Here is a 14,859-nt window from a genome sequence, read left to right as displayed (position 1 = left end):
TCAAATCCTGGACGAATCACAAGAACAACATGAACCACCCCACACCATTGAAAGTGCATGGCCTGGACCTCTCGTATTTCACCGGCAAACTGGAGGCCTACCTTCGCGGGAAAGGCATTGCCTACGAACTGATTGAAATGGACACGCGGGATTTCAAGACCTGCGGCAAGGCCACGGGCGTGGCCCAAATGCCGCAAGTGGAATGGAACCAGGGTGAATGGCTAAGCGACACCACGTTGATTCTGCCGTTCATGGAAGGCGTTCACCCAGAGACATCGATCACCCCCTCAGACCCGGCAGCATGGTTCACCAGCCGGGTTCTGGAAGACTTTGCCGATGAATGGCTGTGGCGCCCTGCCCTGGCGCACCGCTGGGCCAACCCACACGATGCCCGCTTGATGGGGCAACGCCTGGCCGAGGGCATGATGCGCGATGTGCCGCTGCCCACCACGCTGCGCCGATGGGTGATTACCAAACGCCAGCAACTGCATTTTTTGTGGATGGACGGGTATCGACCTTCAACGGGCCATCGCATCAAGGCGCATTACATCGAGTGTTTGGCTGCGCTGGAGGCGGTTCTTCAGCACCAACCGTATGTGATGGGGCAGCGGCCCACCTTGGCCGACTACGGTTTTTTCGGCTCCATGTTCAGGCACTTTTTTTCTGACCCCACGCCCGCTGGCATCATGCGGCGGCAAGCGCCCAATGTGATGGAATGGGTGGCGCGGCTGTGGAATACACGGCTGGATCGCCTTGAACAACAACCCATGCCCGCCGGGGCACTGCCCGTGCTCAACCCTGTCATGACTTTGGTGGTGAAGGAATTCTTGCCCTATGCACAGGCCAATGAACACGCCGTGTTGAACGGAATAAAGCGCTTCACATTCCACAGCGCTGGTGTTGACCTCACCGTGCCGGTGCAACGCTACAGGGCCTGGCGCTTTCAGCGTTTGCGCGGTCAGTTTCAGGCTTTGCCTGCAGAGGCACAGCAAACACTTCAAGGCTGGCAGCCTGCATTGTGCAATGCCCTTGCAGCACCGGTGACCAACGCGATTGAAGCGCAAATACAAAGTCTGCCCATACAGCCCAAGCAGGGTCGCCACATGGTTGCACGCACATGGTAAAAACCACAACCCACGACACCGAGCCAAGCACCGACGGACGCCGCACCCGGGGACTGAACAATCGAAAACAGATTGTTCAAGCGCTCATTGATTTGACCTGTGAAGGCGTGATGTCACCCACAGCCGAACAGGTCAGTGAGCGCGCAGGGGTGGCATTGCGCACGGTGTTTCGTCACTTTGATGACATGGAAACCCTGTACCGGGAAATCAGCGCGGCGATGGACCAAAAGGTGTTGGAGACCCTAAAGAAGCCCGTTCAAGGTGACACGGTTGAAGCGCGTTTGCTGCACGCGATCGACAGACGGTCCCACATGTTTGAACAACTCATGCCCATGCAATTGTCCAGCCTGGTTCATCTGCATGAATCCGCTTACCTGCGGGAACAGCAGGCCAGAAATGTGGAAATGCAGCGTTTTCTGCTGAAGCTGTTTTTACCCGAGCAGATGGTGAATGACAACACCCTGTTTGAGGCGCTGGACCTGTGTTTGAGCATCGAAACCTGGATACGGCTTAGACGGGACCAAGGCTTGTCGGTGCGCAGCGCCAAGCAGGTGATGCGGCGTTGCGCACTGCAGTTGATCAAGCCTTGATCAAGCGGTCACCGCCTGTTGGGACTTGGGCAAAATGCGGTCCAGCACCCGGTCCATTTCGATCAGGCCTTCATCACGGGTGATCAAGCCATCCCGAATCATTTGGCGAACACCCCAGAAGGCCATCACCAGCATCCAGGCCAGCGTGCGACCCTGCTTTTCATCGCCATCGCGAAGTTGCTTCAGCATGGGTGCCCACAATTGAAGAATGGTTTCGCGAATACCAATGCGGATGCTTTCCAACTCGGGCGAACCCAGGGTGGTGCCAGACACCAGTTGCCACAGGGCATCACCGCGGCCGCGAGGCAAATCCAGCGACACCAAAGCGGCCGTGCGAATGGCCATTTTGATGTCACCCGCGTGCTGGGCAATCGCTTTGCCGGTGCCTTCTGCGGTGGACATGTAAATGTTCATGGCGGTTGCTGCCAGCAAACTTTCCAGGTTCGGAAAGTGCTGGTACACCAGTTGGCGAGAAACACCTGCCTTGTCGGCAAGTGCACTCATGGTGAGCACCGCCCAGCCTTGGCTTTCCACCAGGTCAGCCGCTGTTTTCAGCAATGACTTGCGGCGTTCTTCTTTGCCCAGGTAGGGGCGCTTTTCGCGAGTTTTTTCTTGAATCATCCCTTGCAATCCTTCCATCATGGCAGTCATTGTGTCACAATCCACCCAAAATAGACACTATGTAAATCTTAGAGTTTGAGTAAAGCTGCCCGAACGGGCATTTACCCCTAACGCACAACCCCACCAGAAGGGCTACGATGAGACAACAATACACCCTCTTTGGCTGGCACCTGTCCTATTTCACAGGAAAAGCGCTGTGCTACCTGCGTTATAAGCAGGTGGACTTTCGCCTGAAACCCGTCAATCTGTTCACCCTGACCTGGACCATCAAGAAAAAAACAGGCGCCGCAGTCCTGCCGGTGCTCCTCTCACCCCAAGGCGAATGGATTCAGGACACCAGCGTGATCATCGATCACATCGAGTCGCTGTTTCCAGAAAACCCGGTGATGCCCGCCACACCGGTGCAAACCTTTGCATCACTGTTGCTGGAGGCCTGGGGCGATGAATGGTGGGTACCCATTGCCATGCACACCCGCTGGAATTACCCGGAGAACTACGCCTTGTTTGAACACGATGCTGGCAAAGCGCTGTTGCCCTGGGCTCCGTGGTTTCTGCAAAAAAGGGTCGCTGCAAAGCCAGCCCGGTTTTTGCGAGGCATGTTGCCCTACGTTGGGATTGTGCCGGAGCAGTACGATGCCATGAACCGCTGGACAACGAAGATGCTGGATGCGTTGGATGCGCATTTTTCCGCCACCCCCTTCCTTTTGGGGGATAGGCCAAGCCTGGGCGATTTCAGCCTGGTGGGCACCATGTACGGGCATTTGGGGCGTGACCCCTGGCCCAAGCGTGAACTGGTTGCCCCCCGAAAACACTTGAGTGTATGGCTGGAGCGGATGAAAAACCCCGCGCCCTACAGCAAAGGCGTATTGCTGCCCGATGACGGCATTCCACGTTCGCTGGATGCAGTGTTTTACTCGGTATTCCACGAGTTTGTACCCATGGTAGAGGCTGTGGCTGAAAACACCGCACGATATGCAGCCAAGCACGGTTTGAACAAAAAGCTGCCGCGCCGGGTGGGGCAAGTCACCACCACCATGGCAGGCGAGCCATTCACACGGGGTGCGCTGCCTTACATGGTTTGGATGCTGCAGCGTGCACTGGACGCTTACCGGGCCATGAACCCATCGGAGCAGGCGCAGGTGCGCCAATGGCTGGGCAATTATGGCGCAGCGCATCTACTGGACCTGGACCTGCCACGGGTCAGTCGTGCAGCCTTGAACGTCAGCGTCGAACAACTGCCATCGAATTTTCTGGAGCAAGCAGCATGAGCAACACCACCACCATCATCACCGGTGCATCGTCTGGCATTGGCAAAGCATTGGCGCTGGAACTGGCCAGGCGCGGGCACCACCTGGGCCTGACCGCCCGCCGAATCGACCGACTGGAGGCCTTGAAAGCGGACATTCATGCGCAACATCCAAATTTGCATGTTGAATTGTTGAGCCTGGACGTGAACAACTGTGAAGCAATTGCGCCGGCCATGCAGACCTTGATTGAGCGACTGGGCACCGTCAACACCGTGGTGGCGAACGCGGGTGTGAATGAACTCACGGCCGTGGGCAAAGGCCAACTGGCCGAACAGCTCGCGATTGTTCAAACCAACCTGATGGGTGCCATTGCCACCGTGGATGCAGCGGCAAGCTATTTCCGCACCCAAAAAGGGGGGCATGTGGTGGGTATTTCGTCGCTGGCCTCGCTCACCCCCATCCCCAAACAGGCCGCTTACTGTGCAACCAAATCGGCGTTTTCGATGTATATGGATTGTGCGGCCATTGAACTGAAGAAACACAACATTCACTTCACCAAGATTTTGCCCGGTTTTGTGAAAACAGAAATTGTCGACAACATGGAGCAATTCCCCTTCCTGGTGTCTGCTGAGCAAGCTGCGAGGGAAACGGCCGATCACATTGAGAAAAAGCACGCCGTGGGCGTAGTACCCGGCTACCCCTGGAAATTCATCAAGCCGTTGATGAGCAGCATCCCCACCGGCCTGTGGAAATACATGAAGGTTTGACCTGTTTCGATGAAACCCAACCACACCCTGATTGGCTTTGTTTTGGTGGCCTGTGGCATCGGTATCGCTGAATGGCTTGCGCCAAAAACGGCACCCACCGATGTGATAGAGATCACCCCGGCCTACCGCCAGTTTGTGCTGGACCAGGTGCAACAGCCCGCAGGTGCATTGCCACAGGACTTGAAGCCTGAGGAAGCACTGAACAAAGCCATTGAAGAAGAGGTGTTGTATCGCGAAGGCCTCAAATTGGGGTTGGAAAAAGACGACCTCATTGTGAAGCGTCGCGTGGTTCAAAAAATGCGTTTCATGCTGGAAGACATGACACCCATTGCCGAGCCCACCGACGCGCAGTTGCAAGCCTGGTTGGACAAACACCCGGAGCTATACCAAACCGGGCACCGCCTGACACTGACCCACCTGTTTTTCAGCCGGGGAAAACGCGGGGACCAGGCCATTTACGATGCGCAGCAACTGCGCAAAGAATTGGAGCAAGGCAAAACCCTGCTGACCATGGATGTATTCCCGCTGGACACCACCCACGGCCCAGTGGACGAGAGCACATTGCTCCGTGAGCTGGGTGGCACAGTCACGCAAGCCATTCTGGAATTGCCTGTCGGTGTTTGGTCCGAACCAATGAATTCGGCCATGGGCGTGCACCTGGTTCGCGTGGAGGCCAACGACGGTGGGCACACCATGGCGCTGAAAGAAGCCCGCGAGCGGGTTCGAGTGGACCTGATGGCGGCTCAGCGCGAGGCTGTCAACGCCGCCAGTGTGGCAGCCTTGAAATCGAAATACAGCATTCACGAGGTTAAGCAGTGATGGTGGGCCTGCTGCGCCGCCTGATGTTTGGCCTGCCCCTGCTGTTGGCATGTGCACCAGTGTATGCACATGAAATGGGCACGGCAGCGCTCATCATTCATGAATTGGGGCCCGGGCAGGCTCAGGTTGTTTTCAAGCGCAGCAAAAGCGCAGACGGCACAGTGCCACCCATGGAGTTTTCGCTGTCGCCCAACTGTGCATTGGCCGACGTGGTCACCACCTGGGAAGAAGACCGGGAGGTGATACAACGGGCGCGATTGATCTGCGATGGACCGTTGCGAACACACACCCTGCAAGCGTCCGGATTCACACGGCTGGCACCCGACTTGATCGTCTCTGGTCAATTGCTGGATGGCCAGTCTTTGACCGGCGTTCTAACGCCAAAAAAACCAACCATGCCCCTGGGGCCGAGCAAGGCAAGCGAAGGGCCTTTGTTGGACTACCTGCTGATTGGTTTGGAACACATTCTGTTTGGCATGGACCATGTGTTGTTTGTGGCGGGCCTTTACCTGTTGTGGCGCAAACGGCAGCAAAGCCTGCCACAACTGCTGGGCTTGTTCACTACATTCACCGTGGGCCACAGCCTGACGCTGGCCATGCTGGTGTTGGGCTGGATTGTGGTGCCCACACGCGCCATCGAAGCCTGGATTGCCTTGAGCGTCTTGTGGGTGGCGGTGCAATTGGCGCTACATAACCCCAAGCAGGTGCAACAAGGCATGGCCCGATCGCAATTGCTGGTGGTGCTGATGTTTGGCTTGCTGCACGGCTCGGGCTTTGCCCTGTCGATGGAAGACCGTGGATTTCCGGCTGACCAGTTGATGTCGGCTTTGCTGCTGTTCAACCTGGGTATTGAACTGGGTCAATTGCTCATCGTAACCGCCATGGCCGCACTGTTTGCGCTGTTCACCCACATTTCAAACCGGCATGACGCCCGGCTGATGCCCTGGGGTGAGCAGGCGATCATTATTCTCACGGGCGGTTTCGCCCTGTTCTGGACTGTCGAAAGGATTGCCACCTATGCGTAGCCTTGCACTCAAACTCACCCTCAGCCTGAGTGGACTCATGCTGTTGGCCGGTTGTATGGGCTCAGGCGATGAGCCTGCTTCAACGACGGGACAGGGCACCAACGTGACCCCTGCTGAGGTGCCCAAGGACGTGGAGTGCGCCAAAACCACCAGCAACCGCAAGCAGGCCTTTTTCGGCGACTTGCACATTCACACCAAGCTGTCGTTTGATGCGTACTTTTTCAATTCACTGAACGGGCCCCGTGAGGCATATCGATTTGCCAAGGGTGCTGACGGCTTTTTGCCATCGGGCGACGACCCCGACACTGCCAAACGAAAGGTCAACATTGGCCGTCCGCTGGACTTTGCAGCGGTGACTGAACACGCAGAACAACTGGGCACCTTCTACAACATTTGCCAGGCACAAGGCAACATACCCGCTGGCACCAACCCGGCTTGCGATGTGTTGGGTGGCTTTATTCGCGACAACGTGTCGGTGTTCATCACCGGCGATGTGCCGCTGTACCTGCAGCTGGTGACGAGCGCAGGCAGCCGTGTGCCCAGCACCCGCACCTGGCAGGACATTCAAGCCATTGCGGAAGAGGAGAATGAGCCCTGCAAATTCACCACCTTCAAAGGTTACGAATTCTCGTCCAACAAGGGCGGGCAAGTGCTGCACCGAAATGTGATCTTTGCAGGCAGCACAGTGCCTGCGGATGTGGTGAGCTCGATCGCCCCGTTGCCAACCAATGACAACACCAACGACGAGTGGGGCTTGTTCGACAAGCTGAAAACCGAGTGTCTGGATAAAAATGGCTGCGATGTGGTGACCATTCCGCACAGCATGAACCAAAGCGATGGGCGATTTGCCCGCCCTCGCGAAGTCAACACCGGTTTGCCATTGGCCCGCAACAACGCCACACTAACCAAAGAAGACGCCACCCTGCGCAATCGGCTCGACCGCTTGATGGAAATTGCGCAGCACAAGGGGGTTAGCGAATGCCTGACCGGTTTTAACAAAGGCCTGGTGGGCGGCGAGGAATCAGGCTGCGGATTTGAAGAATGGAAAACCCTGTGCAGGGGCCTGCCCGATGACCCGGCCGAGTGTGCGCGGGTGTGCAAGGGCAAAGCGTCCGACCCCCTCTTCTGCCAGGTCAATCGACTTCAAGGCAGCAAGCAGTCCCTTCATGCATCGCAACCCTGTACCAGCAGCGGCGCGGGTGCATCGTCTCCGAATGACTGTACAGCCCCGCTGGACTATGCACGCAATGTCATTCCAGAAGGCATGGCACTGAAACGCAAATTGGGCATCAACCCCTACCAGTACGGTTTTATTGGTTCCAGTGACACCCACAACGGCTTGGCGGGCAGAACCGACAAAACCAATTTTGCCCAAAACCCGGGCCACGGTGGCGTGCTCGACGATGAACCCGCCGAGGTGCTGGGCCGCTGGGAATGTCGCCCACCGGCATTGCCCACCGACTCGGTCACCGGGTTCAAGCCACCTGTGGGCACAGGCTCACCCGATGATCCCAACAATTGCCAGGACCGTTACTTTGCAGCGGTTGCCTCCAACTTCACACCCGGCGGTTTGGCCGGTGTGTGGGCTCGGGAAAACACCCGAAAGGAAATTTTTGCAGCCCTGAAACGTCGGGAAACCTTCGCCACATCGGGTTCGCGGATGCGCATTCGCACCTTGGCGTCCAACAAGCCCTTCCCCGCCGACATTTGTGAACGCTTGGGCCGCGGCGAGAGCCCCATTGAAGATGGCTTGGTGAACGGTGTTCCCATGGGTGGCACGCTGGACGCTGGCAAAGGTGGACCCTATGTGGTGGCCTACGCCATTCAGGACCCGGGCGGCGACGAGCCGGGCATTCCCCTACAAAAACTGGAGTTGGTAAAGGTGTGGGCCAACGGACAGCAAGCCATTCAGCAGCAGCTGTTTACTTTGCAGGAAAACCGCAATGCGCCCACACCAGGCAACCGCTGTGAAATGGAGTACAAAGGCCCAGAGCAAATGTGTGCGGTGTTTCAGGACAAAAACTTTGACCCCAAACTGGGTGCGTCGTATTACGCACGCGCTCTGGAGAACAGCTCGTGCCGCTGGACCACCCGGATGTGTGCAGCCAAACAAGTGAAATGCGAAGCGCTGGACAAATCCAACGGTGCATTCCCGGCCAGCAGCGGTTTTGCGGGGTATGAAGGGTGCTGCCGCATCAGCGGAGAACCCGGAAACTTCAAGGGTGAATTCCGCTTCATTACCCAGCAAGAGCGGGCATGGACTTCTCCAATTTGGGTTGAATAAAACAACAGGAGTATGACCCCTCATGATTAAAAAAATAGCGGTTGGTGTATTGGGTGTTTTACTGGTGGGCGGCGCAGTGGTGTATTCCCAGCGCGAGGCCATCACGGGCAAGATTGTGGAACGCATGGTCGGCGAACGCATGGGCAACCCACTGGCAGGCCTGGTGGATGGTTTGCATGTGGGCCTGTGCGGAACAGGCTCCCCTTTTCCCGACCCTCAACGGGGTGCGCCGTGCACCTTGGTGATTGCCGGAAAACGGGTGTTTCTGTTTGACGCCGGCAGCGGGTCTGCCAAGCAAATTTCGCGCATGAAGTTCAGTACGGGGCAAATCCAGTCGGTGTTTCTCACGCATTTTCATTCAGACCACATCGATGGACTGGGTGAAATCATGATGACCCGCTGGGCCCAAACCACGGGCGATGAGCGACTGAAAGTGGTGGGACCCACGGGTGTGGACCAAGTGGTCAAAGGCTTTGAAGAAGCCTATGCACACGACACCCAATACCGAATCGCTCACCACGGCAAGACCACCATGGTCCCCAACCTCTCCGGTGCTGAAGTGCAATCCTTTGATGCGCCCGCACAAGGCCTCATCCCGGTTTATCAAGACGAAAACACCGCCATTGAGGCTTTCCGGGTAGACCATGGACCCGTGGAACCCGCAGTGGGTTACCGCATACGCTACAAAGACCGCACCGTGGTCATCAGCGGCGATACAAAAGCCAACGCCAACCTGGCGATGGCCGCCAAAGATGCAAACCTGCTGGTGCATGAGGCCCTTAGCCCTGAACTGGTGGGGCGCCTGCAAGCCATCGCCGGCGAGCACCACCGCGAAAAGCTGCAGAAAATTTTTCATGACATTCCCAATTACCACACCGCACCCGACGAGATTGCGAAGCTGGCCAAGCAGGCGGGCGTACAAAATGTGGTGCTGAGCCACATTGTGCCGCCCCTGCCTTTGCCACCCATGAAAGAGATGTTTTTGGGCAATGCGCCCCAGGTCTTTGGTGGTCCTTTCCGAATTGGAGAGGACGGTGATTTGATCCACTTGCCGACAGGCAGCAGTCAGGTTGAATTCGATCGACGCTGGCAATAAAGAGATGTGCCGTTTTGGCGAACTCGTTTTGGCGAATCCGTTTGCCGCGAACCGATGTATCAATGGCAGAGGCCCGGTGACTTAACACCGCGCCCCATGCCCCAACCATTCACTGTTTGAGATCACCATGGCCACGAACCAAAACGACACCAACTCAGTTCAGACTGCTGCAGACATCTTGGCAATGCCGGCCGATGCCGCTCCATCCATGCCTGCAGTGGTTGACCAAGCGCCGGCAAACACGCCTGCAGACGCACCGGTGACCGAATTGGCAGTACCCGTTGTCGAACAAGCGCCCATGGCCAACACCGACCAGCCCATGCCAGTGCAAGCCGAAGCGCTGCCAGCCGATGCACCCGTGCAGGATGCAGCCACTGCTGCCGTGGACAATCCGGAGGACACCGAGTCGGCATCCATGGGTTTGTTTGGTGGCATTTTGGGCGGCGGCTTTGCGGGCCTGACGCCGGCAACAGCGGCAGCGGGTGCCCTGGGCGTGGCTTTTGTGGCCAACAACAACAGCAGCGACGACAGCGCCGCAGCCCCAGCCAGCAGCAGCGGTGGCGCCTTGGGCGGTGTGACCAGCCAGCTGCCTGCCGAGGTGACAGGCCCCATTGCCGATTCACCCTTGGGTGACCCTTTGAACATGGTGGTGTCGGGCGTGGACAACGGCAGCAGTGCATTGCCGATCAGCAGCTTGCCCACCGACGCACTGCCAACCAGCAGCTTACCGCTGCCTGTGTGAGGTGTTGATGGGTATCCCTGCCCCGTGGACTTTGCGCGGCAATGGCGCGATTGTTGTTCTTAAACCCCGACACAGCGACCTTCGCCACGACGGGGCCATTCCGGAAGACATTCGCACCACATTGAAAAGCCCCCTGTCCGTGCTGATGGTCGTGAACTACACCGAATCCAATGCAGGCCCCTATCAGGAACTGTTGTTCATTCCGGGCACCTGCGAATTCTCGGGGAAACGGCTGGGCACGATCAGCAACATTTACGTCACCACGCAGACCAGCGTGGACAACGGTCGAGCCAACTGGGGCATTCCCAAGCAGTTGTGCGAATTCACCCAAACACAACCGGAAGCAGGCCATGTGCGCACCATTGCCAGTGTCGATGGTGTTCCGTTTTTTGACATGCAAACCAGCAGCATCGGTCCCCGTTTACCAGTCAATACGGCATGGATTCCGGCGTTTTTTAAAACCTTGGGCCAGCGCATGGGTGGCCGGGAATTTGTTTACAGTCCACAAGCCAAAGGCAGATCACGATTGGCCCGGGTGCACAAGCTGCAAACCATGGGCCACCATTTTCCGCACTTGAGCAGTGCGGATGTGTTGGCCGCGTTTGAAATCACGGATTTTGAGATGGTGTTCCCGATTCCCAAAATCCGCGATCTGGCGCATTAAGCCACCGGTGCTGCAGCCATAAGCTGTGCATGGGCGGAGGGTAGCACCTCAGGCTCATCGACTGAGCCCACGCGAGAATGGCCACGCATGAGGTCGACCGCTTTTTCCGCCATCATGACCACTGGCGCATTGGTGTTGCCGCCCACCAGGCTGGGCATGGCCGACGCATCCACCACCCGCAGGCCCTGTACACCACGAACCCGCAATTCGGTGTCCAACACCGCTTTGTCATCGCTGCCCATTCTGCAGGTACCGGTTGGGTGGTAAACCGTGTCCACGCGGTTGCGCAACACCTCGCGAATGTCGTCATCGGTCTTCACATGGGCGGTGAACTTGTCCTTCACCACCCATTTGGCCAGCGCGGGTGCATTCATGATGCGCTGGGTCATCTTGAAGCCCTTCACCAAATCCTCCAGGTCATCCGGATGATTCAAGAAGCCGATGTCAATCAATGGCGCATCGGCCATCGAATTGCTTTGAATGGTCAGGCTGCCACGGCTACGGGGGCGCAACAGGCACACATGGCAGGAAAACCCATGGCCCAAGTGGAACTTGCGTGCATGGTCGTCCACCATGGCGATCACAAAGTGCAATTGAATGTCGGGGGCCGACAAGGACGGGTCCGTTTTCAGAAAGGCGCCACCCTCCGCAAAATTGCTGGTCAGCATGCCACGGCGCTCACGGCGGAACCGCAAAATTTCCTTGAACATGCGCCAACCGCCGCGCAATGACACGCCAAGGTTGTCGGTACTTTTGGTTTGATAACCAAAAATGAAATCTGGGTGGTCCTGCAGGTTTTTTCCAACCTCGGGCGAATGGACCACCACAGGGATGCCATGCGCCTGAAGTTCGGTGGCATCGCCCACACCGGACACCATCAGCAACTGCGGTGTTTGTAACGCACCGGCGGCGAGGATGATTTCCTTGCGAGCAGCAATGCGCTGCACCTGTCCACCCACATTCACCTCAACAGCCACCGCCCGCGTGCCTTCAAACACAATTTTTTGAACCAGTGCATGGGTGTGGACCGTGAGGTTTTTTCGATGCAGGTTGGGCAGCAAATAACCCCGGGCAACGCTCCAGCGCTCGCCATTTTTTTGGGTCACCTGGTAAATGCCAACACCTTCCTGGTCCTCACCGTTGAAGTCATCGGTGATCTTGAAGCCAGCCTGGCGAGCCGCGTTCAAGTAATGTTGTTGAAAGGGGTTGTCGGACCGCAGGTCACTCACGTTGAGTGGACCCTGATTGCCATGGTAGGCATTGCGAATGCGCTCATTGCCTTCAGACAACTTGAAGTAAGGCAGCACGTCCTTGTACGACCAACCCGGACACCCCTCTTGATTGGCCCAACGGTCATAGTCCTCCTGATGACCACGCACATACACCATTGCGTTGATGGCTGATGACCCGCCCAAGGTTTTACCCCGTGGCTGGTAGCCGCGCCGACCATTCAACCCCGGCTGCGGAGTGGTTTCAAATGCCCAGTTGTTGATTTTGGTGGGCAACATCGCCACAGCACCACTGGGAATGTTGATGAGTGCACCGGTGCCATCGCCCCCTGCTTCCAGCAGGCACACGGTGGTGTTGGGGTCTTCACTCAAGCGGGCTGCCACGACGCAGCCACCCGAACCACCGCCCACCACCACGTAATCGTGTGTTGTCTCCATTGTCTCGCTCCAGTTGATTGCCTTGGGATGCGCTGGTTGTTTGCCAGAATCGGCGCCCAGCTTTGACAACCATCATAGAGGAAGCGGTGGACATTCAACAGGGCCACAGCCCTGAGATCATTGATATTTTCGGTCAGACATGCGCCGTTAATTGGGCCAAGGACTGGCGTAGCTGGGCCGCCTCAATCGGCTTGGAAATGTAATCATTCATACCAGCTGTCAGACAGGCTTCACGGTCTTTGGGCAGCACATTGGCAGTCATGGCAATGATGGGCACAGGCCCTTTGCCCAGCGCCTTTTCATGCTCACGGATGATGTAGGTGGCTTCAATGCCACTCATGACTGGCATCTGCATGTCCATCAAGACAGCCTGGCATTCCTGGGCATCCAGCAGCTCAATCGCCTCACGGCCATTGCCCGCTGTAACCACCCTGTAGCCCCATTTGCCCAACAGGTGGGTAGCCAGCTTCAGGTTGACCGGGTTGTCTTCCACCACCAGCACGGGCAAGCCACTTGGGCTATTCACAGGGGGCGGCAGCGCTACGCTGGTCGACGCAGCTGCTTTCAATGGTTGAATGTGTTCCAAGTCGGGCAACTGAACCGGCAGGGTCACCGTAAACACACTGCCCTTGCCCAACTCGCTGCTCAACTCAATCTGACCACCCATCAATTCAACCAGACGCCTGGTGATGCTCAAGCCCAGCCCGGTACCTCCGTAATGCCGGGTGGTGGAGGTGTCGGCCTGTTCAAAGGCTGAAAAAATGGAATCCATTTTGTCGGCAGGAATACCGATTCCGGTGTCGCGCAATTCATATCGAATGCCTGCCAATTGCGCAGCAGTTTGCGTTCGGTCCCGGGCACCACGGGCCTCCACCACCGGCGAAACGGTCAAGGCAATTTCGCCCTGCTCCGTGAACTTGATGGCGTTGCTGATGAGGTTGGTCAGCACTTGAATCAAACGGTGCGAGTCGCCCAACACAGCATCGGGCAAACCATCGTCCAAGTGAAATCGCAAATTCAAGCCTTTTTTGTCGGCTTTGGGCTTAAACGGCGATACAGCAGACTCCACCACTGGATGAAGCCGATAGGGCAAACTCTCCAGCGTAATCATACCCGCTTCGATTTTTGAGAAATCCAGAATTTCATTCACGATGGTCAGCAAATGGTCGGCCGACTGACGAACAATTTCCATGAACTCGCGTTCCTGGGGTCGCAACGGCATGTCGAGCAACACATCGCTCATGCCAATAATGCCGTTCAGTGGCGTGCGAATTTCATGACTCATGTTGGCCAAAAATTCGCTTTTTGCCCGGTTGGCTTTTTCGGCACTGTCTTTGGCCTGCTGCAATTCCTGTCGGCTTGCTTCACGGTCGGCCACAATTCGGGCCAAATACTCGGTCACCACGGTCAGGTCATCGCTGCGTTCCGGCGCTGTTTCGTCCCCTGCGGGCAACAGACTGACCAACAGTTTCCGCAGCAAGGCCAAGGCCTGGTCCCGGGTTTTCAACTCATGACGCAAATTCAGGGTTGTTCTGCGCAACACCTCGAATGCGGGCCTGAACTCACTGGGCACCGCCTGAATCATTTCGATCGCAAAATCGGTTTGTTCCCGCAGATTGCGCCCAGAAACTGTCGAGACTTGTTCAACCCCGGTCAACCAGCGTTTTAGCGGGTAACGAATAATGAAAAACCCACCCAACGCAGCGGCCACGGCCAGCAGCATGGATGCCTGGATGAGTTTCCAGAAACCGTCGCTGATGACATCCACATCAAATGAAAAGCGCAACACGCCATAGTCCCGCCCGCCCACATTGATGGCTCTGTTCACGTCGTAGAGCTGGCTTTGGACTTCCGCACGCAACCAATCGGGCGCGTGGGTGTGGATCACGGAATTGTTTTGGCTGGACACCCTTGCACCATGAAGGTCGATGAAGAGTGCCGTTGCAAAACGGGACCCCACCAGCGACTTGTTCAAAGTGCGCTGGATGGTGTCATAATCGCCAATCACGGCACTGTCACCCACGGTTTGGGAGACCACTTCCACCAGCATGTTGGCAGAGTCTTGCGCCTCGACAATCAGCGCCTTGTACTGGAATGAATAAAAAAGGCCGAACGTGAAGGCGACAAAAAACAGCAAGGTGGCGGTGTACAACAGGTACACACGCCCCACGAGGGACTCGGGCAACCAGGGTTCGAGCTGTCGGAGCAGCATG

At 57.0% G+C, this 14,859-nt stretch carries 13 protein-coding genes; 10 read left to right on the top strand and 3 right to left on the bottom strand.

The window, feature by feature from the left end:
* The first annotated feature begins 29 nt into the window (after positions 1–29).
* Both VGE55_RS07415 and VGE55_RS07410 read left to right on the top strand, forming a co-directional pair.
* Positions 30–1,124, top strand: coding sequence for a glutathione S-transferase family protein (locus VGE55_RS07415; protein WP_331131070.1), 1,095 nt, complete (start codon positions 30–32; stop codon positions 1,122–1,124).
* Positions 1,118–1,714 carry a TetR/AcrR family transcriptional regulator gene (locus tag VGE55_RS07410; RefSeq protein WP_331131069.1) on the top strand — a complete coding sequence of 199 codons (597 nt, stop codon included), beginning with the start codon at positions 1,118–1,120 and terminating at the stop codon, positions 1,712–1,714. Before VGE55_RS07415 ends, VGE55_RS07410 begins: the two co-directional genes overlap by 7 nt.
* On the opposite strand, the gene VGE55_RS07405 is transcribed toward VGE55_RS07410, so the two are convergent.
* On the bottom strand, positions 1,715–2,335 hold the full coding sequence (locus tag VGE55_RS07405; protein ID WP_331131068.1) for a TetR/AcrR family transcriptional regulator: 621 nt from the start codon (positions 2,333–2,335) through the stop codon (positions 1,715–1,717). It lies immediately after the preceding gene.
* Positions 2,336–2,472: 137 nt separating this feature from the next.
* Here VGE55_RS07405 and VGE55_RS07400 point away from each other — a divergent pair, with 137 nt between their 5' ends.
* The 8 genes from VGE55_RS07400 (at position 2,473) to VGE55_RS07365 (ending at position 10,979) form a co-directional block, all read left to right on the top strand.
* Entirely contained in the window at positions 2,473–3,603 is a 1,131-nt protein-coding gene (locus tag VGE55_RS07400) for a glutathione S-transferase family protein (RefSeq protein ID WP_331131067.1), read from the top strand.
* Complete coding sequence (locus VGE55_RS07395; protein ID WP_331131066.1) at positions 3,600–4,349, top strand: SDR family NAD(P)-dependent oxidoreductase; 750 nt, start codon at positions 3,600–3,602, stop codon at positions 4,347–4,349. The genes VGE55_RS07400 and VGE55_RS07395 overlap by 4 nt, the downstream gene beginning before the upstream one ends.
* A 9-nt stretch (positions 4,350–4,358) precedes the next feature.
* On the top strand, positions 4,359–5,168 hold the full coding sequence (locus VGE55_RS07390; RefSeq protein ID WP_331131065.1) for a peptidylprolyl isomerase: 810 nt from the start codon (positions 4,359–4,361) through the stop codon (positions 5,166–5,168).
* Positions 5,168–6,193, top strand: a complete 1,026-nt coding sequence (locus tag VGE55_RS07385) for a HupE/UreJ family protein (RefSeq protein WP_331131064.1) — start codon at positions 5,168–5,170, stop codon at positions 6,191–6,193. The genes VGE55_RS07390 and VGE55_RS07385 overlap by 1 nt, the downstream gene beginning before the upstream one ends.
* Positions 6,186–8,477: a DUF3604 domain-containing protein gene (locus tag VGE55_RS07380; RefSeq protein WP_331131063.1), complete on the top strand. Its 2,292-nt coding sequence runs from the start codon at positions 6,186–6,188 to the stop codon at positions 8,475–8,477. The genes VGE55_RS07385 and VGE55_RS07380 overlap by 8 nt, the downstream gene beginning before the upstream one ends.
* A gap of 22 nt (positions 8,478–8,499) precedes the next feature.
* On the top strand, positions 8,500–9,573 hold the full coding sequence (locus tag VGE55_RS07375; protein ID WP_331131062.1) for an MBL fold metallo-hydrolase: 1,074 nt from the start codon (positions 8,500–8,502) through the stop codon (positions 9,571–9,573).
* 127 nt (positions 9,574–9,700) lie between these two features.
* Positions 9,701–10,315, top strand: a complete 615-nt coding sequence (locus tag VGE55_RS07370) for a hypothetical protein (RefSeq protein ID WP_331131061.1) — start codon at positions 9,701–9,703, stop codon at positions 10,313–10,315.
* Positions 10,316–10,322: 7 nt separating this feature from the next.
* Positions 10,323–10,979, top strand: coding sequence for an acetoacetate decarboxylase family protein (locus tag VGE55_RS07365; RefSeq protein WP_331131060.1), 657 nt, complete (start codon positions 10,323–10,325; stop codon positions 10,977–10,979).
* Here VGE55_RS07365 and VGE55_RS07360 read toward each other — a convergent pair.
* Together VGE55_RS07360 and VGE55_RS07355 are read right to left on the bottom strand one after the other, a co-directional pair.
* A complete protein-coding gene (locus tag VGE55_RS07360; RefSeq protein ID WP_331131059.1) occupies positions 10,976–12,646 on the bottom strand; it encodes a choline dehydrogenase in 1,671 nt (556 codons plus the stop codon). The two genes, VGE55_RS07365 and VGE55_RS07360, sit on opposite strands and share 4 nt — an antisense overlap.
* Before the next feature lie 133 nt (positions 12,647–12,779).
* Positions 12,780–14,858 (bottom strand): ATP-binding protein, encoded by a 2,079-nt coding sequence (locus VGE55_RS07355; RefSeq protein WP_331131058.1) that lies wholly within the window; start codon positions 14,856–14,858, stop codon positions 12,780–12,782.
* Position 14,859 lies beyond the last annotated feature (1 nt).

The organism is Limnobacter sp. (genome assembly GCF_036405155.1).
Lineage (GTDB): Bacteria > Pseudomonadota > Gammaproteobacteria > Burkholderiales > Burkholderiaceae_B > Limnobacter.
This window is presented reverse-complemented; position numbering and strand designations above follow the sequence as displayed.

Bases quoted from the DNA above. Each gene is read 5' to 3' on its own strand.
- VGE55_RS07375 (WP_331131062.1), top strand. From the start codon at position 8,500: ATGATTAAAAAAATAGCGGTTGGTGTATTGGGTGTTTTACTGGTGGGC.
- VGE55_RS07410 (WP_331131069.1), top strand. From the start codon at position 1,118: ATGGTAAAAACCACAACCCACGACACCGAGCCAAGCACCGACGGACGC.
- VGE55_RS07365 (WP_331131060.1), top strand. From the start codon at position 10,323: ATGGGTATCCCTGCCCCGTGGACTTTGCGCGGCAATGGCGCGATTGTT.
- VGE55_RS07355 (WP_331131058.1), bottom strand. From the start codon at position 14,858: ATGCTGCTCCGACAGCTCGAACCCTGGTTGCCCGAGTCCCTCGTGGGG.
- VGE55_RS07400 (WP_331131067.1), top strand. From the start codon at position 2,473: ATGAGACAACAATACACCCTCTTTGGCTGGCACCTGTCCTATTTCACA.
- VGE55_RS07415 (WP_331131070.1), top strand. From the start codon at position 30: ATGAACCACCCCACACCATTGAAAGTGCATGGCCTGGACCTCTCGTAT.
- VGE55_RS07390 (WP_331131065.1), top strand. From the start codon at position 4,359: ATGAAACCCAACCACACCCTGATTGGCTTTGTTTTGGTGGCCTGTGGC.
- VGE55_RS07405 (WP_331131068.1), bottom strand. From the start codon at position 2,335: ATGATTCAAGAAAAAACTCGCGAAAAGCGCCCCTACCTGGGCAAAGAA.
- VGE55_RS07395 (WP_331131066.1), top strand. From the start codon at position 3,600: ATGAGCAACACCACCACCATCATCACCGGTGCATCGTCTGGCATTGGC.
- VGE55_RS07380 (WP_331131063.1), top strand. From the start codon at position 6,186: ATGCGTAGCCTTGCACTCAAACTCACCCTCAGCCTGAGTGGACTCATG.
- VGE55_RS07360 (WP_331131059.1), bottom strand. From the start codon at position 12,646: ATGGAGACAACACACGATTACGTGGTGGTGGGCGGTGGTTCGGGTGGC.
- VGE55_RS07370 (WP_331131061.1), top strand. From the start codon at position 9,701: ATGGCCACGAACCAAAACGACACCAACTCAGTTCAGACTGCTGCAGAC.
- VGE55_RS07385 (WP_331131064.1), top strand. From the start codon at position 5,168: ATGGTGGGCCTGCTGCGCCGCCTGATGTTTGGCCTGCCCCTGCTGTTG.